We start from the raw sequence: 23,746 nt of genomic DNA, 5'->3' as shown, positions 1-23,746 counted from the left end.
TTGGTAGTAGTTGCATGTCATTTTAGACTAAGTTTTCCAAATGTTTAACTGCGTCTTCAATGGTATTTCCATAACCATAGATTCCTGAGTTATCAGCAAGATTTGCTCTAAAAATATCATTTGAAGTATCAAGAGTTACTGTATATTGGAAAAATTTATTTTTGTTAGTGAATGTCATAATTGCATTCTCCTTTCTTAAAAATATGAAAGGCATAGCGAAATTCTATACTGCCAAGTATAGCATTAATAAATCGAAAACACAAAGTGTACAAATAAATCGGTTGAAAGCCTACTGGAATTAGAAATAGGGTAAGTTAAGTAATTCATCAAATTCAGTCGTTCGATCAAGTGTCTCTATATATGGATTACCAAAAATAGGATGGACAGAAGTAACAAATATTTCTTTACCAGCACTATTTGTATAAGTGTACTTACACCCCATATCTATAAAATAAGCAGCCATAGCAGCTGTTTCCACAACACCACTCTCTAATTTTATATGAGTAATTTTTTTAGTGGATACCTCAGAAGAGTTAGAAAGACGAATATGTGTGATTTTATAAACCATAATTTCCCCCTTTTTATTTTCATTATAGACTTTCTTTGTGAAAAAATAAAGTCTACAAAGAATGAATATAGCAAGAGCTTTCTAACTGGATTATATTAAAAAGGAGAATTAATTTAATGGCAGATAAACTAGATAGAATTATCGGAGATTACTTAACAGGGAGATTAGCTGCAAATATCAAAGCAAGAGAGCTTGATTTGAGAGCTAGAAAACCTAAAGACAATCTCGGAATTAGAACACAATCACTTGGAATAGCACCTCAAGAGATAGAATATTTAAGAGTTGAGGAAGATGAACTCAAGGGTGTTCTAGGAAAAATGAAAAGGCAAAAAGAAATACTTGATATGTTTTGGTATATAGAATGTAGTGACACGAAAAAAGCTTTATTACTTCATTATAGGCAAAGAATGACATGGTATGGAGTAGCTCAAGAAATGTTTGTGGGTGTTACTACACTATGGCGCTGGAACAAATCTTTTAAAGAAATGATTAGACCGTATTTGTGAGTGGTAAAATCGTGAAATGTTTTTGAATGATTCAGTGAATTTTACCCCCTGTTTTAGTTGATATACTTGTATTATGAAGTAAAAGTCAAAAGCACAAAATATCAATTAATTCGGTTTGGATATACTTCATAAAGACTCAAAAGTTGGACTAGCAAAACTGCGGTCGGTTCGATTCCGGCTTTGAGTCATTCCTAGTTTTAATACAGCTGTATATTAGGAATTACAGTCAATTAAACTGACGAGTTTATTTGATGAAATATAAAAGGAGGTCTAGCATTGAAAATTGGCACAAATGGTTTAAATCTTATTAAACAGTTTGAAGGCTGCAGATTAACAGCATACAATATTGACGATGGAAAAATTACTATTGGCTGGGGACACGCAGAGCCGGTAGGTCAAACTAACTTGGTGGCTGGTGTTACAACCTGGACACAAGCCCAAGCAGATAATCAACTTACTGCAGATTTGGTAGATTTTGAAAATGCAGTAAATAATTATTTTACTCGTTCATTCAATCAAAATCAATTTGATGCGTTAGTAGCATTTGCATATAACCTAGGTGGTGGAGTTTTTGCTAATTATAATTGGAGTAAAACTGCAAGTGATAGTTAGATTTGTTCAGAAATGATTCTTTATGTAAATAAAGGAACCCAATATGAAGAAGGTTTAACTCGTCGACGCAAAGCAGAAATTGCCTTATATAACAGTTCATCTCCAAATACAAATGGGGGAACAAAAACAAGTTCTTGGACTTGGCCATTTACGAAAGCCTACACTGGCGTAATATATGTTGATGGTCAACAGTTTGGGAATACCTCTTATCCAAGGGGACGTGGTTATTTTCATGATGGATTTGATTTTGATTCCTCAGTTTATGGACCAGATATTTTAGCTGTATCTGATGGTGAAGTGATCTATACTGGAGTGATGGGAGATGGTCTTGGTTCTGTAATCGTTCTATCTATTCCACCTTACCAGGTAATGTATCAGGAATTCTCAAAATCTATTGGTGATATCTTTGTCTCAGTAGGTCAAAAAGTAACAAAAGGTCAACGTATTGGTCGATTAAATGGAGGTACACATCTTCATTTAGGAATTACACAAAAAAACTGGAGAACAGCATTAAGTAGCTGGGATGTTGATGATGGTTCTTGGCTAAATCCAATTGATGCTATTCAAAAAGAAATGAATAATTCACAAGAAGAAAAAGGAGATATTGAAATGATTTTATTAAAAGTAACAGATAAAAATTCAAAAATGGACGGTTCAATCTGGAATTATAGTGGAGAAATAATGATTAGATTGGATGGAGTAACCGCGGCACATCAAGCAAGCTACTTAAAGACCGTAGATGCTAATCAAGCTCAAATGTCACATTATAAAGACAATGGGGTGAAAACTATTGGGCAATTTTACTATTAATGTAAAGTAATATAAGCGAATTGCATTGGTCGCAAGTACAGTAGGGTGTTATTGTCAGGGTTCGACTCCCTGACTTGCTATTTTATTACAGGTTATCCATTGGGCAGCCTTTTATTGTTGGTGAAAGGAGATTAAATGCCAGTATTAGAAAATGCAAGACATGAAAAATTCGTTCAATGCCTAATTTCTGGCATGAGTCAACGAAAAGCATATAATGAAAGGAAAATACAAATTGGAGTATCAATTATTGGGAGTTTCAGGACTAATCTTAATTATATTAGGGCTGACATGGTTAAAAGATGGGGAAAAAATGGACCCACCTTTGAGAAAAAGAATCATTATTGATTTAACAACAATCGCTTTGTTTTGGATTGTATTTGAGTTTTGGCACTTCTCAAGCTCAAGAGCTTATGAAAATGAAGTAAATTGGATTATTAATGGTTCACTTGCTTTCTTTGGGGCACGAATGATTCAATTGATTTGCCAAATAAATCCGATGTTTCAAGAATTGGTGAATTACTTGAAATCTAAGAACAGCAAAACAGATGTTATTGAAACTGAAAGTACGGAGGAAAACAAATGAAAAAATTAATCAAAAAAGCTGCCATTGGAATGGTAGCTTTCTTTGTTGTTGCAGCAAGTGGGCCAGTGTTTGCGGCAGTCGGTGACCAAGGGGTGGACTGGTCAGTGTATAACGACAACTATGGAAAAGCAGGGTTGCCGACTGATAAGTTCGTGATTTCTCAAATTGGAGGTCACAATAAATATGGAATTTACTGGCAATCAACTTATCCAACACAGGTTCAATCTTCTATTGCTCAAGGTAAACGAGCGCATACGTATATTTGGTGGGAAAACGTCACTGATTATTCTACAGCTAAAACAGTTATGGATACAATGCTTTCCAAAATTCAAACGCCTAAAGGCTCAATTGTGGCACTAGATGCAGAGTTTGGAATGCAATCAACTGACGTTACAATGTGGGCTTTGAAATATATCAAAGATCATGGTTATACTCCACTTCTTTATGGATATAAAAGTTACCTTACAGATAATTTTTTCTTAGACAAAATTGTCAAAAACTATGGATTATGGATGGCTGGTTATGGTTGGAATACTAAAAAATCAGCGCCTGATTATAGTGACTTTCCAAGTTATGATAATATACAAATTTGGCAGTTTACATCAAAATATGTCGATGTAGAACTTGATGGCAATGTGGATCTAACAGGAATCACTGACAAAGGTTATGAGAACGGAAACGCAACTAAACCTGATACCGATACACCAGCCACCGATGAAGGACAGGATGCCAACGAAGTGACACCAAATGAAATTCAAGAGGGCATGACTGTCACTATCAAGTTTAGTGCAACGAATTACTCAACAGGACAAGCAATCCCTAAATGGGTTAAAGAAAACTCATATAAAGTGCTTCAAAAATCAGGGAATAAAGTCTTGCTTGATAATATTATGAGCTGGGTTGCAGCAAGTGACGTTCAAGCGCTAGATACAGGCGGAAGTAATTTAACTGGAAATACTCAAACTCATATTGTTCAGTCTGGCGATACTTTAAGTGGCATTGCTTCCAATTGGGGAACAAACTGGCAAGAATTAGCACATCAGAACAGTTTATCTAATCCTAACATGATTTACTCTGGTCAGGTTATTCGCTTCACAGGCGGTCAATCAGGGGCTACAGCACGAAATTACACCGTACGTTCTGGTGATAACCTTTCGTCAATTGCCAGCCGTCCAGGAGCAACAGTTCAAAGTCTAGTTTCAATGAATGGTATTTCAAATCCTAATTTGATTTATGCTGGTCAAACTTTAAATTATTAAAATTAACCCTGACCCCTGCAGTTATTTTGAAGCGTTAACATTTGTTAACGTTTTCTTTTTTATATAGTGATAGAATTTATCTGTATCTTAGTGTTTTTTAATTAAATATAGGATATATAATAATTTACCATTGGAGATTTTATGAAAAAACATTTAAAAAGACTGTTGCTTCTACTTACATTAGTTAGTATTATTTTGGGTATAAGTATGTTTGGTTCAAAAGTTCATGCGGATACAGCACAACAACAAAAGGTGGTTCAGGAAGCGAAAAAGTACCTTGGGGTCCCTTATGTCTGGGGTGGAAATACACCTGCTGGCTTTGATTGCTCAGGTTTAACCCAATATGTATATTCTCATGCAGTGAATATTTCGCTACCACGAGTGACTACTGCGCAGGAAAAAGTGGGAAGTGAAGTATCACTAAATAGTTTGCAACCAGGAGACCTTCTTTTCTATGGAATGAGAGGGAATACTACACATGTTGGTATTTATATTGGCAATAACAAAATGATACATGCACCACAGCCTGGACAAAATGTTACAACTGTTGATATAAAGTACTATTATCCAGATTTTGCTAGAAGAATTCTATCATCAACACCTGCTCCAACTCCAAATAATGACGGTCAAAAAGCGGGAGAACAATATGTCTTTAGATTATATAATCCTAATGCAGGACAACATGTTTATATGACAAGCGTTTATGAAGCGACACAAACCCAAAAAGCAGGTTGGACTTACGAAGAAAAAGGTGGATGGGTAGCACCGACTACTGGATCACCTGTTTATCGATTGTATAATAAGACTAGTGGGGAACACTATTACACCATGAGTTCTTATGAAAGAGATAGTTTGGTAAAAGCAGGTTGGAATTATGAACAAGTATCATTTTACTCTGGTGGTACTGTACCAGTTTACTGTCTATTTAATCCAAATGCTAAAGGAACTCAAGAGAGCCATGCTTACACAGTAAGTTCTTACGAAAAAGATTCTTTAGTATCTGCAGGGTGGCGTTATGAAAAAATTGCTTTTTATGCTTTGAGAACAAGATAAATGTCCTGTAGATTCATTGGATAATACAGTATGAAAATCCAAAATATATGAATAAATTAACCCTGACTTTGGTCAGGGCTTTTTTGATATTCTTAAGGGAAAGTTAAGAAGTAAAATATAAGATAAATAATATTATTATAAAAAAAGAATGAAGGTTTTTAATGAATTTCAAAAAGAAAAGTTTGGTTATTACAACTACAATTATTTTAGGGGCTACGTTAGTAACTCTATCAGGATGCTCTAGTAGTAATAATGTGGTGCCAAACAAAGATATTGTGACAATGAAGGGAGATTCAGTAAAAGTTTCTGATCTTTATAAAGAGTTACAAACTTTCCCTAACATATCATCAACTGTCTTAGTTCAAAATCTTACTTTTGATAAGATATTGAGTAAAGATTTTGCTAAAGAAGCTGATGATAAGGCGCTAACTAAACAAGTAAATGCTTTAAAATCTCAATACGGAGATCAATTTTCTTCAATGCTTCAACAATCAGGGTTAACAAATGAGAACTTAAAGGCATATCTTCGTACAGGAATGCTTGAACATGCAGCAATTGATAATGATATCAAAAAAAACCAGTACACTGATGCTAACCTTAAAAAAGCTTGGGAATCTTATCACCCAGATGTGACGGCTTATGTTGTTTCTGAAACATCAAAAGATGCAGCAACAAAAGCTTTGGAAGCTGCTAAAAAAGATGATGCTGGTAAAGCAAGCTTTGAAAAAACAAATGCTGAAAGCAAAGTAACATTTAACTCAGCTTCAACAAGTGTTCCTGCTGAAGTTCAAACAGCTGCGTTCAAATTGAAAAATGGTGAGTTTTCAGATGTCATTGAGTCTACAAGTTCATCAACAGGTGCAACCTCTTATTATATTGTTGAAATGGTAAAAACATCTGAAAAGGGAACTGACATGAACAAGTACAAAAAAGAACTTCAAAATGTTATAAAAACTGAAAAAGAAAGCGATACTACATATAACAACAGTGTCATTACTAAATATCTTAAAAAGAATAATGTAGAAGTTAAAAATAAATCGTTCTCTTCAATCTTTTCACAATATTCTACAAGTACATCACAATCATAATATATAATAAAACCCTGGCTTCGGTCAGGGATTTTTTAAATTTTATTTTCTTTGAAGAACAATGCGGCAACTGCGATAACTAATATACAAATGATAGCCCATGGTAAATTATCTATTGATTTGCTGGATATCATCATGTAAATAAAAAAAATGAGAAGAATTAATGCAATAATAATTGCTGCTACGCTTGCTATAATAAAGTATATTTGCAGTACTTCATCAACATTTTTTGTTGGTCTATTCCCATGTAACCAGTATGATACTCCAGCCCATATTAAAGCAGCCACAAGAACATAAAAAATGAACATATATAATTCCACCTATAAATTTTAATTTTATTAAGTATAACATAAGTTAATCTATTATAGGAATCAACCCTGACTTGCGTCAGGGTTTTTGAATATAAATACATAATCTTGTGTTTTTGGCTTAATAATGTTAAAATAAGTTAAATAAAATTAAAGAAAGGGGATTGGATGGATTGGTTTTTTAATTTAGAAAAAGAAGAACAAGAATTTTTAAAGAGGTTTATTCTTGTTTCGGGTTCACTTAAACAATTGGCAAAAGAGTATGAAGTAAGTTATCCTACTGTTAGAATTAGAGTAGATAAAATTATTGAAAAGATAAAGCTGTCAGTTAATAACAGGGATACTTTCGAAATTAATATAATGCAGATGGTTATTGATGAAAAAATTTCTTTAGACTCTGCTAAAGAAATAATTAGAAAACACAAGGAGAGTATCGATGGATAATTTAATAGAAATTTTAATAATAATAGCTGTTATAGCTATTCAAACATTTTCTGGGTATATTGGAAATAAATATCTAGGGTCTATCCTTCCTATAATATTTCTTGGCTTTATAGGTTTCTTTTTGTATAAGGGTGCATTAGGAATTAATTTTAAAGATATAATTATGCCATTCTTAGGATTTTTTGTACTTGTCATGATATATGAAGGCGGAAAGGAAACCAAAAAGAATAAAATAAAAAAAGAGCTAGAGAAGATGAAGGCAAAAGATATTTCGAATAAAGAGTAGTAGATGTTATTCAAGACCCGCTTCGGCGGGTGTTTTTTGTATTCTTTAACATAATAGTCAGTATTAGTCAATGAAATAAATGATTAAAATAAAATTAGAGATTGTTTTTAAGGTGTATAGTTGATATTATGAAATATAATTGTATAAAAATATATTATTAAATATGGATGGAATGAAAAGATATTGAAAAGTAATTATTTTATTGAAACTAGAACTAATATTATTGAAAATACAAACCTGAGAGACCCACAGATTGATGCATATGTTGAAGTATATGACCATTTTATTAATAAAAATAAAACTAACCATGCAATAATTGTTTTACCTACGGAAGTGGAAAAACAGGCCTTATTTCGATACTTCCCTTTAATATTTCAAATGGTCGAGTACTGATTATTGCACCTCAGTTAACGATACTTGATACTCTAGAAGAAGGCTTGGATAGTGGGAACTCTCGGAATTTCTGGATAGATACAGGAATTATTTCAAATCCTAAGAATCTTCCTGTTGTTGTAAAATATGACGGGAAGAGTACTATAAAAGAGCATTTAGAGCAGGCTAATATTGTAATAGCAAATATTCAAAAATTACAATCTAGAAACGATAGAGCTTTGCTCAATCAATATGAACCAGATTTTTTTGATATGATCATTATTGATGAAGCTCACCATTCCGAGGCAAAAACTTGGTTAGAAAATTTGAATCACTTTTCAAATGCAAAGGTAATAAAATTAACAGCTACAGCCTACAGAACTGATAAAAATCTCTAGTAGGAGAATTAGTTTATAAGTACAAACTCAGCCAAGCTATGAGTAAAGGTTATGTTAAATCACTTGAAAAGTTTAACTATATTACCTGACAAATTGTACTTTACAATGGATGGAGAATTAGACCGTAAATTCACATATGAAGAAATTATGGATCTGGGGCTTAAAGATGAAGATTGGATTGCTAGATCAGTCGTTTTTTCTGATGAGTGTAAGTTAAGTGTAGTTAAAAATAGTATAGAATTACTAAAAAGCAAACGTAAAAATACAAAAGTGCCTCATAAAATTATAGCAGCTGCTACAAACAGTAATGAAGCAAAGAAAATTTGTGAAATGTACAATGAACAAGGGGTTAAAGCTGTTGCAGTACATAATGAGTTGTCACAAGATGAAAAAGAAAGAGCGTTTAATGATATAGAAAATCATAGGGTTGATGTCGTTGTAAATGTGTCAATGATGGGGGGAAGGCTATGATCACAAATATCTTTCTGTAGCTGCAATATTCAGAGTCTTTAAAAGTCCTTTACCATATGAGCAGTTTATTGGTCGTATATTGAGAGTTATTCCAGACGATGAGATATGTAAACCAGAAGATAATATAGGAGCTGTAGTAGCGCATAAGTTACTTTTCTTAGATCAACTTTGGGAGTACTATAGAGCACAACTACAAGAAAGTGACTTTATTAAGGAAATATCAGAGCATGATATCTCTGATTCGACAATTGAAAAATACCCGGAAAATGGGAAAATAATACAACTGGATGTAGGGAAAGTAAGCGAGAGTGGTAAAGGTAGTTTAGAACACTCGGTTTACATGGAAACAGAATACATTAAGAAAGAGCGAGAAGAGAGCCAGAAACGGCAAGAGAAAGCTCGTGAGCTTTCTAATTTATTAAGTATTACTCAAGAAGAAGCTTTAGATATAATAAGTGAAAGGGAATCTGATTCAAACGAATTAAAGAGACCTGATGTTATATTAAAAATGCGAAAAAAGGTTACAGACAAGAACATCAGAGAAGTCATTGTACCTGAAATTTTGACCATAGCAAGTGTAGAAACTAATGGCAAAGAATTACAAGATATGCCTATTTTTGTTGGTAAATATGCTTGGATCCCAGCAAGATTTAAGTCAAATGCCGCTATGTTGGCTGTTTATTTTAATACTTTCTTGAAAAATTCTATTGGACGAAAAAGAGAAGATTGTAATAACGATGATTATGAAAGAGCTGCTGAAATTCTGAATCAGTAAGCCGATTATATAAAAGATTTTTTTTGAGAGGTGATAACTAATATGTCCGCATATATTGATAAAATCTACGAATTAACAGCTTCCGCTATTTTAACACCAGCTAATTTATTGGGAAATATAAAGTTGGAAAACTATAGCGAAATAAAATATTATAAAAAAAATAATGAACTAATTTGTAAGATGACATCTAATGAAGAAGGGGAGTTGGTTGAGTATTTTTATCAATTCGACTTTTCTGATAAGTTAAAAAGAGCAATAATTTTATTCGAGAATGAAGAAATAGAAATTTTTAATAGAGAAAATGAATTAAATGCATCTCTAGAAGAATATAATAAATTAAAATCAAAGAACGTTATTTAATATATCGCCCTCCGGGACGTTTTTCTTTTAAATAAATTTCTAAAATGATATATTTAAACTACCATAATATCGATTATTTATAACAGGAAAAATCGAATGTGGAGCTTTTATAGATTCCCTCTAGGATGCTCTGTTTTCTTTACAAAAAAACCACTAGCAGCGGGCTAGTAGGTTAATTTAAATATTTAAGTAGAGGTAAAACATTGCAAAGAACTCTAACATAAATAAATGAAGGAGGTGGGGCTTGAACCCACTAAATAATAATATTCTCCCAACCATTTCGGGTTTCCTTCTTATGATGTTTATAGAATACCAACAAAAGAGAGCGTTGTCAAAAGAAATGACTTTATTAGTTATTAATCTAAAATTGAAGTATATCATTTTGAAGGAGAACGTTTACAATGTATAATATGGATATAGATTGTTTTGCATAAGCGCTCCAACCGTCATTGGAGCGTTTTATTATATAAAAGCACCAGCGACGTTAGACTGGTGGTTTTAGCTAAATGAATGTAAGATTCAGGAGCTAGTGTAACATTGGAATAGTACCATATTTTGGTATAGATAGTCAATTAAAGATATGTTATCAGAAATAGTTAGCAAATGCTATCTCTTACAATGATGTAAACGTTTATACTATTAATGTATTTAACCTTTCCAAACCAGGATTTAATATAATAACTAGAAACGCCTCAGCTATGATGGCGTTTTTCCTTTTGAGCGAGGCTACCTATATATATGACTTGAAAATAATCAATAAACTTCATATAATTAGTTTGTATATGCATTGGTTTATGATGTATGGAGTAATCTATTCCATAAGTTTTTTTATTCTATATTATACTCTAGTGTGTAGCTAGACGTCTAAGATTCTTAGATGCCTTTATTATTCATTTAAGATAGAAGTACTATAATATATTTATTCCAAATTTAAAATTTTTCATAAATACTCCTAAGCATCGCTTACTCCGGGTGCTTTTTGTTTTATAAAATAAAAATTAGAAAAAAATGTGCATATGATTTCTTTTTCTTAGGCTATTATAATATAATGGCTTTGTAAGCAGTTACAACAACGCTGGCTATTGAGCCAAACAAGAAAGGAAGAACATATGAAAACACAAGTCGAATCAGAAACTAATTTAAAAGCTGGCGGGTATGAAATTAACCCTACAACGAAAATTCCAAGAGATGCCTTAGTTGCATTCAGAGAAGCAACAAGTGAAATATATGGAGCGGGCTATAAAGCATTAATACTTGTGGGGAGTCAGGTTGTTCAAGGGGTTAACTATAAATTTATCGCTCAATCAACTTCTACTACTCGTACTCCGATAAAGACATTGGTTGAAATGGAAATCTATAAACCTTTAACTGGACGCTCAATAATTAAACGTGGATCTATTAAAGATCTTGTATCAGATGCTACAGGATTAGGAGCATGGAGAATTGTTGCTGCAATTGATTCTTATCCTCAAAAGGTTGCCTCTGCGTTAAACGACCTTTTCTCGTCAATTGATGGGGTAGGATATTCACCTTTGATGTATGCGGCTCAACAACAAGTTTCTGGGGTAAATCACATGGTTTACTGCAAACAAACAAAACTTACTAATCCAGTCAGCTACGGGTTAGCAAGCGTAATTCTGTATGAAAATCTAGAAGGAAAAATAATAATTCAATCTGTTACAACTATTGAATAAATCGATAATTAAAAACGCTGGTGTTTACTGGCGTTTTTTATTTGCTGTTTTATCAAATATGATATAATGAGTGTCTTAAACATGGGTGTCAGCAATTAGCTGGCATTCTTTTATTTTTCATGGAATATTGTATAATTAATTTAGTGGACAATAATAAAAGCACTTAAAGTATGTATGTAGATAATCAATAGCAGTTCACGCCTGCCACTTATAATAACCAATAAAGGCGCTTTTGATTATCATAATCGGTTCTTTAGCTTAGTTGGTAGCTAACCGTTCGGTCGCTGGTTCGAGTCCAGCAAGAACCATAAATTAAATGGAGAGGTGGAAAAAGAGGGGTAAAACTCATCAGCTCTATTATACTGCTGTTATAAAAACTCCCCTCGCCTCCATTGAATGGATTTTATAGAATTCTATAGTATTAGAAATCGCTCAATAGAGCGGTTTTTGTTTTTGGTGTTCCGATATGATACGATATAAGCGGATAACAGTTCGATGCATCACTGACAGAAAGCATTGCAAAGATTCTTAGGAATCGGACAAGATGATCTATTTGGTCAAGCTACAATTAAAGACATGCAAAAACAGCTTGGAACAACACAAGATAGAACTATTAGCCCAGTTTCTGATTCTGTCAGAGAATTACAAATTCGATTGAATATGGATATATTCTAAGAAAAAGCCTGCATTATGCAAGCTTTTTTCATTTAAAGTTATATAAATATTAAATTTATAATATGTTATGATAATATTTGATTAAGGAGATTTTTGTGAAAAATATTTTTGGAGTTTTTTTGATGGAAAAGGATTAAAAAAAGATAATAGTTTAAATATTATTAGGATATTTTTAGCAATATTAGTTGTTTATGAATTAGGTGGATATAAAGTTAATCTTGATCTATTTCGTAAAAGTATTGGAGCATGGGCTGTTTATATATTTTTCGGAATTAGTGGATATTTAATTACAGCTAGTTCTTTTTCAAATAGTGTTCCACAGTACTTAATTAAACGTATTGCACGCATTTTTACAGCTTACCTTGCTATTCAATTCGTAACAGCATTTATATTTGGTCCCCTTGTAACACTTTTAAACGGTGATAGTATCGCTAAATTATGGGAAACTCCAGTTACGCCTATAGGTTATTTTTGGGGTAATTATTTGTTGGCAATAAAAAGTTGGAGAATTGGGAGTACGTTATCTACAAACCCTTATCCTAAAGCTTGGAATGGTTCGACTTGGACGATTTGGAATGAATTTCTTTGTTATATTATTATAGTTATTGTTGTATCTTTAATTATTAAATATAAAAAAATTTATATACCAATCATGGCATTTCTTTGGTTGGGTTTAAGTTTTCTTTCCAGCCGCTTACCCGAATTAATTAAAGCGGGTGGAAATAGTTTGATTGATGTTAAGTTATTTATTCCACTATTTTCTGTTTTTATGGCTGGTTCGCTTTTATATTCTTTAAAAAATACTTGCGGTTTAATTTATTCGGTGGAATCATTTCATTAATTGTAGCCTCCTTGATAATTACAAGTTTTCCTAATTTTGGATATCAATATGCTGCGCCTTTTATATTATTTGTAGTGTTTGTTATTGCAAATAAGATTCCATCTCCTAAATGGATAAAGAAGAACGACTTATCTTAAGGAGTATATTTAGTAGCATTTCCAATTCAACAGCTTATTGCTTTTGCTTTGTTAAAATGGGAATCAGTATTCCATTCATAATATTTGGTGTATTAGCTTCAATATTATCAATAATTGTTGCTTCACTCAGCTGGAAATACATTGAATTACCTAGCCTTAATAAAGTTAAAGGTAACAACCTGACTAAACAAGAAAGAATAGATGAGATTCCGGCTATGCCAACGGAAACAGTAGGAGCGACTTATCGTAGAAGTTCTAGAATCTAGTAACTAATATACGATAATAAATTAACCCTGGCTTCGGTCAGGTTTTTTTGATTTATTAAACAAAAAGTAACGTATGTGCTACATATTGGTTTTTTACTTGTCATATATAAAATTAAATGATATACTAATTTAATAGTTCGGAGGATTACCCAAGCCTGGCTGAAGGGAACGGTCTTGAAAACCGTCAGGCGTGTAAAAGCGTGCGTGGGTTCGAATCCCACATCCTCCTTAGACAGCCAATGTATATTGGTTATCTTATCCATCATCTTCCTATATGAAGATTTCTTTAAATGGCCCGCCAATGGTGGGTTTTTCATGTTATTATTGCCCCTCGCCTTCTCATCGTTGAAAGCTGGAATAGTCAACTGTCAACTAAGAGAAAAAATTTAAATTATTATATAATATGTTAATAAAAATAAGTGGAGTATTATTATGAAAAAAGTATATTTTCTTTGTACAGGTAACTCTTGTCGTTCTCAAATTGCCGAAGGTTATGGGCATAAAATTTTGGAAGGGTGGGAGGTTCGGTCCGCAGGGATAGAAACGCATGGTTTAAATCCCCGTGCAGTTAAAGTAATGGCAGAAGAGGGAATAGATATTTCTTCTCAGAAATCTGAGCTAATTGATTTAGATTATTTTAATGAATGTGATTTGATAATTACTTTATGTGGAGATGCTCTTGATAAATGTCCGATGATTCCTAAAGGAGTTAATCACGAACACTGGGACTTACAAGACCCTGCTTGTGCGACAGGGACAGAAACAGAAATTTTGGCTGAGTTTAGAAAAACAAGAGATTTAATAAAAGAAAAAGTTAAAATGATTGAAAAATGATTTATTTTATCTATTATAAAGGAGTAAAAATGAAGTATAAAATCGGACAATTAGTAAATTTACCAGAAACAAGATATAAAGGAATTATCGGTACAGTAATCGCTGAAAACAAAGCAGGAATCTTAGTTAGGTTTAACGGAAGTCAACAATTGTATTTTAAAGAAGAAGAACTTAAAGCATATAAAAAATAAATAAGTTTTAACTGATTTCGGTCAGCTTTTTATTTTCATTTATTATATAATGTTTATCGCTTTCATTTTGTTAGTGATAGTATTATAATAAAATTATAAGAATAGGTGGAGGTATTATTATGGCGAAACAGTATAAAAAAATATTAGTTCCTGTCGATGGTTCTGACCAAGCTTATAATGCGGTTCGAGAAGGAGTGATGTTAGCGCAATGGTCTGAAGCGGAGTTAATTGTATTGACCGTTAAAGATTTAGTGCGATATTATGGCATTGCTAACTATGGTATTGTTGAGACTCCAGGATTGGATAAGTTGGCAAATGATATTTTACTCAAAGTAGGCTCTATTATTCCAGCAGAATCTAAATTCAAAACGCAAATTTTATCGGGTTCTCCAAAACGAGAAATTGTTCAATATGCTAAGGAAAATGATATTGATTTAATTGTCATGGGGGCAACAGGAGCAGGAGCGTTTGATAGATTACTTGCAGGATCTACGACGAATTATGTTGTCAATCATGCACCTTGTGGTGTAACTATCGTTCAAGGATAAGAATCAGTTTATAATAAAAAGACCTATCATTAGTGATAGTTCTTTTTATTTTTTATATCTAATTTATACTGATATAATCTAGTTGAGGAGAAATTTATGATATCACTTATTTTAATAATTATTGTAGGAATAGAGCATTTATTGTTTGGATTTATTGAGATGTTTGGAGGAACAAAGTTACAAGCTGACGCTTTTGGTTTTGATGAATCTGAATTAAAAAATAAGACATTACAGGTTGCGCTCTCCAACCAAGGGATTTATAACCTTGGTTTTGGTTTGATGATTATAGTACTAGCCATAATGGATGCAGCTACTTCCGTTTTTATTATTGCGATGCTTTTTGTCATCTTAGTTGGAATCTATGGTGCTTTGACAGTGACGAAAAAAATATTATTTGTTCAAGCTTTACCGGCACTTGTAACTTTAATAGTTCTTTTGCTATCGCTTTGAACCTAAAATTAACTTCTTTAAGGATAAAAAAACGCTGCGATTAGCGTTTTTTTATTTCAAATTTATTTAGTGGTTTAGTAAGTGACCAATAATAAATAAAATCCAGATATGAATTGGATAAAAACCATAGAAAAAATATTTTTCAAAGGTTGAAGAGCGACCACCCTTTTTGCCATTGTATAGGTAAATAAAAGGAAGAACGGTGATGATTAGGAATTCTGGGTTAAGAGAAATACTTTGCCAAAGCGACATGGAAGTGTCAAAAGAAAAGGCCTGTAGAAGAAATAAGATTGATAAAAGTAGTGTACCAATATAAAGAATCCAATCTTTTCCACTTTTACGTGATGCGTACATTAAATATGGAAGGATTAGAGCAACTAAACTTGCTTCTGTAAATATTGAAAGAGCTGAAACGAAAATGAGCGGAAAAATCAGCAATATTTTCTTCTTTTCTATAATAGTATCAAGGAGCCATACAGCACCAAAACCACAGGCTAAACTCAGAAAGATATTTGGATTAAGGATGGTAAAAAAGCTTATGGAGACATTCATGAGATAATGTATGACTAAATTTCCGAGAGCCATGACTGCTCCAGCAACTAGAAGGCGTGTTAGATATTTTTTTCGACTTCGGGTATAAAAGAACCCTTCAATCATTAGAAAAAAGAAGAGAGGAGAGACGAATCGGGATGCCATATCTAAGATAGAAAAATCGGGTATCCCAGGAAGTCCTAGAAGAACTTCTAGGTAAATATGGTCAAGTAGCATGAATATGATTGCTATTATTTTAAGTTGATAGCCAGATAAACCAAAACGTTGTTTCAAAAAAGTACCTCACAAAAATATATTTTACTTATCTATTTTAATATGGAAAATAGAAGGTATAACTTACGTTTATGTAAGGTCAGTTTTGAGGAAATACTCATTTATATTTCAGAAATAAATTGTTTGGAGTCAAGAAATCTATAAATCGCAAAACGGTAATAAAAAAAGCGTTGTTTAGACGCTTAATCAAAATTGCTATGTCTTCCCCAATTTATTGCCATTAAAATAGTCACTATTGGCAGAGCGTACAACCAAACAAGTGATATCAGAGCTCCAGGTAGTAAAAAGACTAGAAAGATTTTAATTCTTTCCAGATTTCTCTTTCGAAGAGTAGCACTCCCATTGTATTGTTTATAAATTATTTGACTGAAAACAATCAAACTAATCCAAGGAATTAAATAGGTTGAAACATAGGCTAAACTTGCAGTCAAAGAGTTTGGATGTTCTGCGTGTGCAACAGTTGAAAAGGGAAAGAGACAAACAATAAGTAGAATCCAATGATTAGACCAGAGAATTAACTCATCAACTTTATTTGATTTGATAAATGTCATTACATGGTGCAGTGAGTTCCAAATGGAAGCAAGAGCAACAAAAGTAGTGATATAAATAAGGAGCATAAGTAATACATTTGGTGAAAAAAGGTTTCCGTCTTCTGGAACTTTAAATTCTAAAACTGTTAGGGTCATTACTACGGCAAATATTCCGTCAGTAAGCGCCTCTATTCTGCTTTTATTCATACTTATAATTATAGCAAAAAAAGCTAATAAACTCTGTTATAGAAAGAGCTTATTAGCTTTTTATTGATATCTTATATAGGTGTTGTTAGTTGAATCACGAGTGACTAGATAGAAAGACCCATCTGGCAAAACTTGATAAAATCCCACTGTTCCACTTCCACCATTTGCAAGTATTTTATTGGAAATTACACTAATTATGCAAGTATCTCCATCTTTATCAGGAAGGAAACTATAGTTTTCTGCGTCTGCACCAAAGAAAACTTTAAAATAGGTGAGTACAGATGATTCTGTAAAGTTATTTGGATCTAATTTGGATATAAACGAGATGTGCTATTAGTGTCAATTATATGAATGTCATTAATTTTATTTGCTTCATCATTAAAATTAAAGATAATTTTTCTTGATTGAATTCATAAGTTTGGCTAAATGGAGCAGATTCTGTTTTAGATTGTGAAAAGAATACAAAGAAATATATCTAAATAATAGATTTTTAGATTAATTTAAGCTAGAATGATTTTAGGAGGAGTATCAGATGAAAAAGTTAACAAAAAGGCAATTTGCTGCTATTGGAGCGGTGGCAGTTTTAATTATTGGTGGAGTAAGCTTTGCATTAGTAAAACATAATGAAACTGATGGAGTAAAGACAAATGCTTCTAGTTTAAAAAGTAGTTCAAAAAAAGAAATGACTTCAAAAACTAGTGAAATAAATGAAAGCCAGAAAAGTTCAAGCAGCCAAACATCAAGTAGCAGTCAAGAAGAAACAACTCAAAGTCAGTTGAGTGTGGATACAAAAAATTTAACTGAAAATCAATTTGAGCAATGGGTAGCAATCACGCAGAGCAATCAAATGCAAGATACTCATCCTCTTCGAATTACTGTTTCTAAAAGTGATAATAATTTGTATCAAGCAAAAATAGATTATACTGCGACACGAATTGATTCCGTTAACTCTTATAAAGTTAATAGTTCAGGAGAACTTGAAGCGATTGATTTTGAACATTATCCAGCAATGAAAGTTGTATCACAAAGTTTTCCAGAAATTAAACAGAATCAATTAACAACCAATCAAATAAATATGTGGGTAGTAGCTGTTCAAGATGTTTTATTTGAACAAAAGGGGTTGAAACCTGGGATTGATGTGGTTTATGATTTAGAAACGTTTACTGATGGAAGTATCGCAAATGTGAAGGCTTTTAAAATCGATTATACACCTTCCGCTAATGGGGGTGCCGATAATGCTAACAAAACATTAATTAACGAATTTAGAATTAATTCTGATGGTAATTTAGAGATTAAAGATGTAAATAGTGAGACTGGTTACAGAATTATATCTAAAGTTTATATGGATACTTCCATGGTTCAATAAATGACAGTTTTTAAAATGATCTAAACAATTTTTGATCTTATCAGGAATTTGTTTAAGGTCATTTTTTTATGAAAACCATTCAAAAGTTTGAGAATCATTTTGAATTTTATAATATAATATAGAATGCAGAAGGAGTATTTATGTTAAAAATTGGATCTTATATCCTATTATTTTATTTGGCTTTTAGGTTATCAAAACATTCGTTCGAATTTGAAAAAGTTAGCAGACTTGAATTAATTATTTTGCCTTTGTATTCAACGCTGATGTTTTTTATCACGATGACTTGGAGTGAAGAAAATATAATGGTGGCTATTATATTACTCTTTTTATCATTTTTGGTGGGATGGCTGCAAGCTTCAAAAGTTGAATTTAAAGATGAGGGAAAAGAGGATAAATATCAGCGTCCGATTATTTTGATGAAAAAGAATTGGTCTTATATAATTGGTTGGGGTATTTTGTTTTTATTAATAATTGGTGCTCATTTTTATTCAAATTCACACATGGAAGTGGAAGAAGTAGTGACGGAATTCTGGAAAGAAATAGTTAAAGAAATTTCAATATTTGCTAGATTTAATGCTAAAGATGGTTGGGAAACTTGGTTAATAACCGGGGTTTCAAGTTTAACTTTTACGGCTTTTATAAAAAGTAAAAATAAAAAATTGGAAAAAAGTTTAGCGAGAAGAAGAAAAAATAGTTCTTTTAGTGAGTAGATATTTTTGTGATTAACAAAAGTTACCAATAAATGGTATTGAAAGCGAACTCGAAAATGGGTAGAATTATCTTATCCAATATCTCTTAGATTTTTCAAATTTCCAAGAATTTGATTTAACAGATATAATAACCAATAGTGACCTCTTGAAAGAGGTCATTTTTTATTTCAAAATGTGATATAATAATTGACAGAAATAGAGAGAATTTAAGGATATAATGATGGAAAATAGTTTAAATATCATTGAAAAAATGAATCCTAATCAAAAAATAAATTATGATCGTGTTTTTCAAAAAGTTCGTGAAAGTTGGGAAAGAGATTCTGTTCGTCCCAAAATTTTGCTTCATTCTTGTTGTGCCCCTTGTAGTACTTATTCATTAGAATACCTTACGCAATCAGCCGATGTGACGATTTATTTTGCTAATTCAAATATTCATCCGTCAACTGAATATACAAGAAGAAAAATGGTTCAAGAACAATTTGTAAAAGATTTTAATGAACGGACAGGAAATAATGTTCAATTTATTGCTGCCGAATATGAACCAAATGTCTTTTTACAAATGGTTCGTCAAAAACATTTAGAAAATGAACCTGAGGGTGGGAAACGTTGCACCTCTTGTTTTGAAATGCGATTGGATATAGTTGCTGAGAAGGCTTTAGAACTTGGTTTTGATTATTTTGGTAGTGCTTTGACTTTATCACCAAAGAAGAATAGCCAATTAATTAATGAAATTGGTCTTGACATTCAAAAGATTTACGATGTGAATTATCTTCCAAGTGATTTTAAGAAGAATAATGGTTATAAACGTTCAGTAGAGATGTGTAAAGAATACGATGTTTATCGTCAATGTTATTGCGGATGTATTTTTGCGGCTAAAGCACAAGGGATTGATTTAAAAGAACAGAATCGAGAAGCTATTAAATTTATTAGAAATCAATCATAATCATAGATTTGTATTTAAAAAATAAGAAAATAACTTGACAAAAAAGCCCATTTTTAATAAAATGAGGGTAACTTAAATATTCCAAAGGGGAGTAGCGTCGGTAAGACCGAAACAAAGTCGTCAATTCGTGAGATTCTCACCGGCTTTGTTGACATACTTATGTATGTTTAGCAAGACCTTTGCCAGTTTTGATATCTGGCAGAGGTCTTTTTTTGTAAAACCTCTCATGATATCAGTTAGAAATAAAGGAGAATCATTATGCAGCCTTACAATCAATCCGTCAATGAAGTTTTAGAGGAAACTAAAAGTCAATTCGAAGGTTTGAGCCCAAAAGAAGTTGAAAATCGTCAAGCTAAAGATGGTTTCAATGAATTGAAAGAAAAGAAAAAAACTTCAACTTGGGAACTTTTTATTGATACTTTGAAAGACCCAATGGTTATCATCTTACTTTTAGTTGCTTTTGTCCAACTTTTCTTGGGAGAATTTGTTGAATCACTTGTTATTTTCATTGTTTTGATGATTAATTCAGTGGTTGCGGTCGTGCAAACTAAACGAGCAGAAAGTTCTTTAGATGCTTTGAGACAGATGTCGGCACCCTCAGCTAAAGTTTTACGTAATGGAGAGAAAACATCAATTCCTGCGCGTGAGCTTGTTGTTGGCGATATTGTTTCACTTGAGGCCGGTGATTTTATTCCAGCAGATGGACGTTTAATTAATGTTCAAAACTTACGTGTCGAAGAAGGAATGCTTACAGGTGAGTCTGAACCAGTTGAAAAATTTTCGGATGTCATTGAGGGAGAAGTTGCACTTGGTGACCGCAAGAATATGGTCTTCAGTTCAAGTCTTGTTGTTTATGGACGAGCAGATTTTCTTGTAACAGCAATTGCTGAGCAAACCGAGATTGGTAAAATTGCTCAAATGTTGGAAACTGCGGAAGCTAAACAAACGCCACTTCAACAAAAATTGGAAAAATTTGGGAAACAATTAGGTTGGGCAATTTTAGCGCTCTGTGCTTTAATTTTTGCTGTTCAAATTTTGAGACTCTTTACGACAAATCAAACGGCTGATATGCAAAAGGCTGTTCTTGATTCATTCATGTTTGCAGTTGCGGTTGCGGTTGCTGCAATTCCTGAAGCTCTTTCATCTGTTGTTACAATTGTTTTATCTGTTGGAACAAATAAAATGGCAAAACAGCATGCGATTATGCGTAATTTGCCAGCTGTAGAAACATTGGGTTCAACTTCAGTCATTTGTACTGACAAAACCGGAACTTTGACGCAAAACAAAATGACCGTTGTTGATTCTTTCTTGCCAACGCAAGGCAGTAAAGAACTGACAGATTTAACACAGGCAGACCAAAAATTGTTACTTAATGCAATGGTGCTTTGTAATGATTCATCATTTTCACAAGAAGGTCAGCTACTTGGTGACCCTACTGAAGTGGCTTTAATTGCTTACAGTGATAAAATCGGTTATCCATATCAAGATTTAAGAGAAAAATCACCACGTCTGGCTGAATTTCCATTTGATTCAGAACGTAAATTGATGAGTACAATCAATGATTTTGAAGGTCAGAAAACAATTTTTGTTAAAGGTGGCCCAGATGTACTCTTTAATCGCTGTAATCAAGTTTTCTTGGATGGAAAAGTGCAAGAATTTACTCCTGAATTGAAAGAGAAATTTCAAGCTCAAAATGAAGCTTTCAGTCAAAAAGCGCTTCGTGTATTAGCTTATGCTTACAAACCTGTCAGTGATAATAAGACTGAACTCACACTTACTGACGAAAATGATTTGATTCTGATTGGTCTGTCAGCAATGATTGACCCACCTCGTGAGGCTGTTTATGATTCTATTGCTGAAGCAAAAAAAGCCGGCATTAAAACGATTATGATTACGGGTGACCACAAAACGACAGCACAAGCCATTGCCAAAGATATTGGTTTGATGAACGAAGGAGATATGGCGCTCACTGGTCAAGAACTTGACGCACTGACTGAGGATGAACTTCGTGAAAATTTAGAAAAGATTTCGGTTTATGCTCGTGTGTCTCCTGAAAATAAAATTCGGATTGTTCGTGCTTGGCAAAATGAGCATCAAGTAACCGCGATGACTGGTGATGGTGTAAATGATGCTCCAGCCCTGAAACAAGCTAATATTGGGATTGCAATGGGTTCAGGAACAGATGTAGCAAAAGATGCGTCAAGTATGATTTTGACTGATGATAATTTCGTATCAATTGTTTCTGCTGTATCAATTGGTCGTGTGGTTTATGATAATATCAAAAAATCAATTAGTTACCTTTTCTCTGGAAACTTAGGAGCGATTATTGCGATTGTCTTTGCTTTGGTCGTGGGCTGGGTCAATCCATTCACTGCTTTGCAACTTTTATTTATTAACTTGGTCAATGACTCTGTCCCAGCAATTGCCTTAGGGATGGAAAAAGCAGAACCAGATGTTATGGAAAAAGCTCCTCGTCAGTTAAATGAAGGAATCTTTGCCAATGGGTTAATGCGGGTTATTTTGATTCGGGGTTCATTGATTGGGATTGCGGCGATTATTTCGCAATATGTTGGACAAAAAACATCACCTGAAATGGGTGTGGCTATGGCCTTTACAACTTTGATTTTGGCACGTACTTTGCAAACTTTTGCTGCACGTTCAAATTCACAAAATATTTTAAAACTTGGTTTTACAACGAATAAGTACGTTTTGATGGCTGTGACTTTCTGTCTTGCTTTATACAGCTTGACTACTCTTCCATTCCTCAGAGAAATTTTCTCAATTCCAGCTGCTTTTGGTTGGTCTCAATGGATTGTAGCAGCAGGGCTTGCCGTAATTGCTGTAATCTGTATGGAAATTCTCAAGTCAATTAAAGGCGTTTTTGAAAAACATTAAAATTTTAAAAAAAGTCACTGACAAAAATCTGTCAGTGATTTTTAAATACTTGAACTTTTATCATATTGATTTAAATGATAAGTTTCAATCATATTGATAAGTTTGTCAGCATAAGTGGGGTCTGTTGCATAGCCAGAGTTTTGAACGGCTTTAGCAGCAGTTTTATAATCAGTTGCACTAAGAACCGAAGCATATTGTTTAGAATTCCAAGTTGTTCCGTAAAGGAAAAGCTGGGTGTGTGCCGAAACCGAATCAGCAAAATTAGGATAAACACGGAAAACACCTTGGACAGTGACCCACTGACCATTTTCATATTCTTGCGTAGCAAGCGAAACCTTTGGCACATCACCAGATGCTTTGACACCAAAAAGATTATGATATTTGCTTGCAAGTTCGCTTTTGCCAAAATTAGACTCAAGACAGGCCTGAGCAATGGTGATAGAAGCTAGTACTTGACTTTCTTTTTGTGATTTTTGAGCGAGTGGAGCAATTTCTTTGATGAATTTATGTTCATTAATTTCTTGAAGTTGTGCTTCAGACGGCTTTTGTGCTTGGTTATTAAAAATTTTATTATAGACTAAGATTCCTAAAATAACTAGGAAAATAAAGATGAGCTGTTTTAACAAGGATTGACGTCGATTTGGTTTTCTTCGTCGAGTTTTATATTTCATAAAAATAGTTTAACATAAAATTCAAGTTCTTGGCTTAAAAATCAATATTTGTTATACTAAAATTAGTTAA

Annotated in this window: 30 protein-coding genes, 2 tRNA genes and 2 pseudogenes; 28 read left to right on the top strand and 6 right to left on the bottom strand. The window is 32.9% G+C overall.

Translation table 11 applies throughout. The features are described 5' to 3' along the window. Positions 1-22: 22 nt before the first annotated feature. The gene (locus tag IAE52_RS09175) at positions 23-178 is read right to left on the bottom strand and encodes a hypothetical protein (protein ID WP_014572174.1); all 156 of its coding nucleotides are present in this window, start codon (positions 176-178) and stop codon (positions 23-25) included. Between the two features lie 120 nt (positions 179-298). Next, entirely contained in the window at positions 299-568 is a 270-nt protein-coding gene (locus tag IAE52_RS09170) for a DUF3892 domain-containing protein (RefSeq protein ID WP_109991037.1), read from the bottom strand. A 116-nt stretch (positions 569-684) separates the two neighbouring features. Here IAE52_RS09170 and IAE52_RS09165 point away from each other — a divergent pair, with 116 nt between their 5' ends. From IAE52_RS09165 to IAE52_RS09140, 8 genes and pseudogenes are all read left to right on the top strand, one after another. Beyond that, positions 685-1,074 (top strand): DUF722 domain-containing protein, encoded by a 390-nt coding sequence (locus IAE52_RS09165; protein ID WP_109991036.1) that lies wholly within the window; start codon positions 685-687, stop codon positions 1,072-1,074. Between the two features lie 276 nt (positions 1,075-1,350). Continuing rightward, complete coding sequence (locus IAE52_RS09160; protein WP_233610981.1) at positions 1,351-1,686, top strand: lysozyme; 336 nt, start codon at positions 1,351-1,353, stop codon at positions 1,684-1,686. 12 nt (positions 1,687-1,698) lie between these two features. Next, positions 1,699-2,496 carry a M23 family metallopeptidase gene (locus tag IAE52_RS11580; RefSeq protein ID WP_233610980.1) on the top strand — a complete coding sequence of 266 codons (798 nt, stop codon included), beginning with the start codon at positions 1,699-1,701 and terminating at the stop codon, positions 2,494-2,496. A 135-nt stretch (positions 2,497-2,631) separates the two neighbouring features. Next, positions 2,632-2,715: pseudogene (locus IAE52_RS11725) on the top strand (terminase); the annotation flags it as partial. A gap of 13 nt (positions 2,716-2,728) precedes the next feature. Beyond that, positions 2,729-3,079, top strand: a complete 351-nt coding sequence (locus IAE52_RS09155) for a holin (RefSeq protein ID WP_109991035.1) — start codon at positions 2,729-2,731, stop codon at positions 3,077-3,079. Then, complete coding sequence (locus IAE52_RS09150; protein ID WP_109991034.1) at positions 3,076-4,338, top strand: LysM peptidoglycan-binding domain-containing protein; 1,263 nt, start codon at positions 3,076-3,078, stop codon at positions 4,336-4,338. Before IAE52_RS09155 ends, IAE52_RS09150 begins: the two co-directional genes overlap by 4 nt. Before the next feature lie 141 nt (positions 4,339-4,479). Continuing rightward, positions 4,480-5,391 (top strand): NlpC/P60 family protein, encoded by a 912-nt coding sequence (locus IAE52_RS09145; RefSeq protein WP_098383987.1) that lies wholly within the window; start codon positions 4,480-4,482, stop codon positions 5,389-5,391. A 161-nt stretch (positions 5,392-5,552) separates the two neighbouring features. Continuing rightward, positions 5,553-6,479 carry a peptidyl-prolyl cis-trans isomerase gene (locus IAE52_RS09140; RefSeq protein ID WP_109991033.1) on the top strand — a complete coding sequence of 309 codons (927 nt, stop codon included), beginning with the start codon at positions 5,553-5,555 and terminating at the stop codon, positions 6,477-6,479. 35 nt (positions 6,480-6,514) lie between these two features. On the opposite strand, the gene IAE52_RS09135 is transcribed toward IAE52_RS09140, so the two are convergent. Continuing rightward, on the bottom strand, positions 6,515-6,787 hold the full coding sequence (locus IAE52_RS09135; protein ID WP_109991032.1) for a hypothetical protein: 273 nt from the start codon (positions 6,785-6,787) through the stop codon (positions 6,515-6,517). A 168-nt stretch (positions 6,788-6,955) separates the two neighbouring features. On the opposite strand from IAE52_RS09135, the gene IAE52_RS09130 reads away from it, so the two are divergent. The 16 genes and pseudogenes from IAE52_RS09130 (at position 6,956) to IAE52_RS09055 (ending at position 15,529) form a co-directional block, all read left to right on the top strand. Continuing rightward, positions 6,956-7,231 (top strand): DUF2089 family protein, encoded by a 276-nt coding sequence (locus tag IAE52_RS09130; RefSeq protein ID WP_109991031.1) that lies wholly within the window; start codon positions 6,956-6,958, stop codon positions 7,229-7,231. Next, positions 7,224-7,517 (top strand): hypothetical protein, encoded by a 294-nt coding sequence (locus tag IAE52_RS09125; RefSeq protein WP_109991030.1) that lies wholly within the window; start codon positions 7,224-7,226, stop codon positions 7,515-7,517. The genes IAE52_RS09130 and IAE52_RS09125 overlap by 8 nt, the downstream gene beginning before the upstream one ends. 338 nt (positions 7,518-7,855) lie before the next feature. Further along, positions 7,856-8,287: pseudogene (locus IAE52_RS09120) on the top strand (DEAD/DEAH box helicase family protein); the annotation flags it as partial. 105 nt (positions 8,288-8,392) lie between these two features. Further along, on the top strand, positions 8,393-8,758 hold the full coding sequence (locus IAE52_RS09115; RefSeq protein WP_162551456.1) for a helicase-related protein: 366 nt from the start codon (positions 8,393-8,395) through the stop codon (positions 8,756-8,758). Between the two features lie 79 nt (positions 8,759-8,837). After that, the gene (locus IAE52_RS09110; protein WP_109991026.1) at positions 8,838-9,533 is read left to right on the top strand and encodes a hypothetical protein; all 696 of its coding nucleotides are present in this window, start codon (positions 8,838-8,840) and stop codon (positions 9,531-9,533) included. A gap of 42 nt (positions 9,534-9,575) precedes the next feature. Further along, on the top strand, positions 9,576-9,893 hold the full coding sequence (locus IAE52_RS09105; protein ID WP_109991025.1) for a hypothetical protein: 318 nt from the start codon (positions 9,576-9,578) through the stop codon (positions 9,891-9,893). Positions 9,894-11,002: 1,109 nt separating this feature from the next. Next, positions 11,003-11,587, top strand: coding sequence for a hypothetical protein (locus tag IAE52_RS09100; protein WP_109991024.1), 585 nt, complete (start codon positions 11,003-11,005; stop codon positions 11,585-11,587). 247 nt (positions 11,588-11,834) lie between these two features. Continuing rightward, positions 11,835-11,895 (top strand) — tRNA-OTHER (locus IAE52_RS09095). A gap of 208 nt (positions 11,896-12,103) precedes the next feature. Further along, positions 12,104-12,262, top strand: a complete 159-nt coding sequence (locus IAE52_RS09090; RefSeq protein ID WP_017864616.1) for a hypothetical protein — start codon at positions 12,104-12,106, stop codon at positions 12,260-12,262. Between the two features lie 157 nt (positions 12,263-12,419). Further along, positions 12,420-13,103 (top strand): acyltransferase family protein, encoded by a 684-nt coding sequence (locus tag IAE52_RS09085; RefSeq protein WP_080735972.1) that lies wholly within the window; start codon positions 12,420-12,422, stop codon positions 13,101-13,103. Positions 13,104-13,212: 109 nt separating this feature from the next. Continuing rightward, positions 13,213-13,506, top strand: a complete 294-nt coding sequence (locus IAE52_RS09080) for a hypothetical protein (protein ID WP_143458690.1) — start codon at positions 13,213-13,215, stop codon at positions 13,504-13,506. Positions 13,507-13,645: 139 nt separating this feature from the next. After that, a tRNA-Ser gene (locus IAE52_RS09075) sits at positions 13,646-13,735 on the top strand. Between the two features lie 203 nt (positions 13,736-13,938). Beyond that, positions 13,939-14,340: an arsenate reductase (thioredoxin) gene (arsC, locus tag IAE52_RS09070; RefSeq protein WP_033901103.1), complete on the top strand. Its 402-nt coding sequence runs from the start codon at positions 13,939-13,941 to the stop codon at positions 14,338-14,340. A gap of 29 nt (positions 14,341-14,369) precedes the next feature. Further along, complete coding sequence (locus IAE52_RS09065; protein ID WP_003130483.1) at positions 14,370-14,531, top strand: hypothetical protein; 162 nt, start codon at positions 14,370-14,372, stop codon at positions 14,529-14,531. Positions 14,532-14,650: 119 nt separating this feature from the next. Continuing rightward, the gene (locus IAE52_RS09060) at positions 14,651-15,079 is read left to right on the top strand and encodes a universal stress protein (RefSeq protein WP_003130484.1); all 429 of its coding nucleotides are present in this window, start codon (positions 14,651-14,653) and stop codon (positions 15,077-15,079) included. A gap of 96 nt (positions 15,080-15,175) precedes the next feature. Beyond that, positions 15,176-15,529 (top strand): DUF1304 domain-containing protein, encoded by a 354-nt coding sequence (locus IAE52_RS09055; protein WP_058212238.1) that lies wholly within the window; start codon positions 15,176-15,178, stop codon positions 15,527-15,529. Positions 15,530-15,595: 66 nt separating this feature from the next. Here the strand turns inward: IAE52_RS09055 and IAE52_RS09050 are convergent, their stop codons facing one another. Beyond that, positions 15,596-16,354 (bottom strand): TraX family protein, encoded by a 759-nt coding sequence (locus IAE52_RS09050; RefSeq protein ID WP_003130487.1) that lies wholly within the window; start codon positions 16,352-16,354, stop codon positions 15,596-15,598. 182 nt (positions 16,355-16,536) lie between these two features. After that, on the bottom strand, positions 16,537-17,091 hold the full coding sequence (locus IAE52_RS09045; RefSeq protein ID WP_012897984.1) for a TMEM175 family protein: 555 nt from the start codon (positions 17,089-17,091) through the stop codon (positions 16,537-16,539). 532 nt (positions 17,092-17,623) lie between these two features. On the opposite strand from IAE52_RS09045, the gene IAE52_RS09040 reads away from it, so the two are divergent. From IAE52_RS09040 to yoaB, 4 genes are all read left to right on the top strand, one after another. Beyond that, positions 17,624-18,457, top strand: coding sequence for a hypothetical protein (locus IAE52_RS09040; protein ID WP_109991022.1), 834 nt, complete (start codon positions 17,624-17,626; stop codon positions 18,455-18,457). 140 nt (positions 18,458-18,597) lie between these two features. Continuing rightward, positions 18,598-19,167 carry a hypothetical protein gene (locus IAE52_RS09035; protein ID WP_014570628.1) on the top strand — a complete coding sequence of 190 codons (570 nt, stop codon included), beginning with the start codon at positions 18,598-18,600 and terminating at the stop codon, positions 19,165-19,167. A 220-nt stretch (positions 19,168-19,387) separates the two neighbouring features. Then, positions 19,388-20,110: an epoxyqueuosine reductase QueH gene (locus tag IAE52_RS09030; protein ID WP_023189145.1), complete on the top strand. Its 723-nt coding sequence runs from the start codon at positions 19,388-19,390 to the stop codon at positions 20,108-20,110. 258 nt (positions 20,111-20,368) lie between these two features. Further along, positions 20,369-23,005: a cation-translocating P-type ATPase gene (gene yoaB / locus IAE52_RS09025; protein ID WP_012897982.1), complete on the top strand. Its 2,637-nt coding sequence runs from the start codon at positions 20,369-20,371 to the stop codon at positions 23,003-23,005. 41 nt (positions 23,006-23,046) lie between these two features. Here yoaB and IAE52_RS09020 read toward each other — a convergent pair whose 3' ends face one another. Continuing rightward, on the bottom strand, positions 23,047-23,676 hold the full coding sequence (locus tag IAE52_RS09020; protein ID WP_012897981.1) for a glycoside hydrolase family 73 protein: 630 nt from the start codon (positions 23,674-23,676) through the stop codon (positions 23,047-23,049). Positions 23,677-23,746 lie beyond the last annotated feature (70 nt).

The sequence above is a fragment of the Lactococcus sp. S47 genome (assembly GCF_016517475.1).
Classification (GTDB): Bacteria; Bacillota; Bacilli; order Lactobacillales; family Streptococcaceae; genus Lactococcus; species Lactococcus lactis.
This window is presented reverse-complemented; position numbering and strand designations above follow the sequence as displayed.

What these genes read in the sequence shown, in the direction of transcription:
- IAE52_RS09045 (WP_012897984.1), bottom strand. Translation starts at nt 17,091, where the DNA reads ATGAATAAAAGCAGAATAGAGGCGCTTACTGACGGAATATTTGCCGTA.
- IAE52_RS09165 (WP_109991036.1), top strand. Translation starts at nt 685, where the DNA reads ATGGCAGATAAACTAGATAGAATTATCGGAGATTACTTAACAGGGAGA.
- IAE52_RS09170 (WP_109991037.1), bottom strand. Translation starts at nt 568, where the DNA reads ATGGTTTATAAAATCACACATATTCGTCTTTCTAACTCTTCTGAGGTA.
- yoaB (WP_012897982.1), top strand. Translation starts at nt 20,369, where the DNA reads ATGCAGCCTTACAATCAATCCGTCAATGAAGTTTTAGAGGAAACTAAA.
- IAE52_RS09145 (WP_098383987.1), top strand. Translation starts at nt 4,480, where the DNA reads ATGAAAAAACATTTAAAAAGACTGTTGCTTCTACTTACATTAGTTAGT.
- IAE52_RS09035 (WP_014570628.1), top strand. Translation starts at nt 18,598, where the DNA reads ATGTTAAAAATTGGATCTTATATCCTATTATTTTATTTGGCTTTTAGG.
- IAE52_RS09100 (WP_109991024.1), top strand. Translation starts at nt 11,003, where the DNA reads ATGAAAACACAAGTCGAATCAGAAACTAATTTAAAAGCTGGCGGGTAT.
- IAE52_RS09105 (WP_109991025.1), top strand. Translation starts at nt 9,576, where the DNA reads ATGTCCGCATATATTGATAAAATCTACGAATTAACAGCTTCCGCTATT.
- IAE52_RS09065 (WP_003130483.1), top strand. Translation starts at nt 14,370, where the DNA reads ATGAAGTATAAAATCGGACAATTAGTAAATTTACCAGAAACAAGATAT.
- IAE52_RS09030 (WP_023189145.1), top strand. Translation starts at nt 19,388, where the DNA reads ATGGAAAATAGTTTAAATATCATTGAAAAAATGAATCCTAATCAAAAA.
- IAE52_RS09080 (WP_143458690.1), top strand. Translation starts at nt 13,213, where the DNA reads ATGGATAAAGAAGAACGACTTATCTTAAGGAGTATATTTAGTAGCATT.
- IAE52_RS09040 (WP_109991022.1), top strand. Translation starts at nt 17,624, where the DNA reads ATGAAAAAGTTAACAAAAAGGCAATTTGCTGCTATTGGAGCGGTGGCA.
- IAE52_RS09125 (WP_109991030.1), top strand. Translation starts at nt 7,224, where the DNA reads ATGGATAATTTAATAGAAATTTTAATAATAATAGCTGTTATAGCTATT.
- IAE52_RS09115 (WP_162551456.1), top strand. Translation starts at nt 8,393, where the DNA reads ATGGATGGAGAATTAGACCGTAAATTCACATATGAAGAAATTATGGAT.
- IAE52_RS09150 (WP_109991034.1), top strand. Translation starts at nt 3,076, where the DNA reads ATGAAAAAATTAATCAAAAAAGCTGCCATTGGAATGGTAGCTTTCTTT.
- IAE52_RS09175 (WP_014572174.1), bottom strand. Translation starts at nt 178, where the DNA reads ATGACATTCACTAACAAAAATAAATTTTTCCAATATACAGTAACTCTT.
- IAE52_RS09140 (WP_109991033.1), top strand. Translation starts at nt 5,553, where the DNA reads ATGAATTTCAAAAAGAAAAGTTTGGTTATTACAACTACAATTATTTTA.
- IAE52_RS09135 (WP_109991032.1), bottom strand. Translation starts at nt 6,787, where the DNA reads ATGTTCATTTTTTATGTTCTTGTGGCTGCTTTAATATGGGCTGGAGTA.
- IAE52_RS09020 (WP_012897981.1), bottom strand. Translation starts at nt 23,676, where the DNA reads ATGAAATATAAAACTCGACGAAGAAAACCAAATCGACGTCAATCCTTG.
- IAE52_RS09055 (WP_058212238.1), top strand. Translation starts at nt 15,176, where the DNA reads ATGATATCACTTATTTTAATAATTATTGTAGGAATAGAGCATTTATTG.
- IAE52_RS11580 (WP_233610980.1), top strand. Translation starts at nt 1,699, where the DNA reads ATGATTCTTTATGTAAATAAAGGAACCCAATATGAAGAAGGTTTAACT.
- IAE52_RS09130 (WP_109991031.1), top strand. Translation starts at nt 6,956, where the DNA reads ATGGATTGGTTTTTTAATTTAGAAAAAGAAGAACAAGAATTTTTAAAG.
- arsC (WP_033901103.1), top strand. Translation starts at nt 13,939, where the DNA reads ATGAAAAAAGTATATTTTCTTTGTACAGGTAACTCTTGTCGTTCTCAA.
- IAE52_RS09060 (WP_003130484.1), top strand. Translation starts at nt 14,651, where the DNA reads ATGGCGAAACAGTATAAAAAAATATTAGTTCCTGTCGATGGTTCTGAC.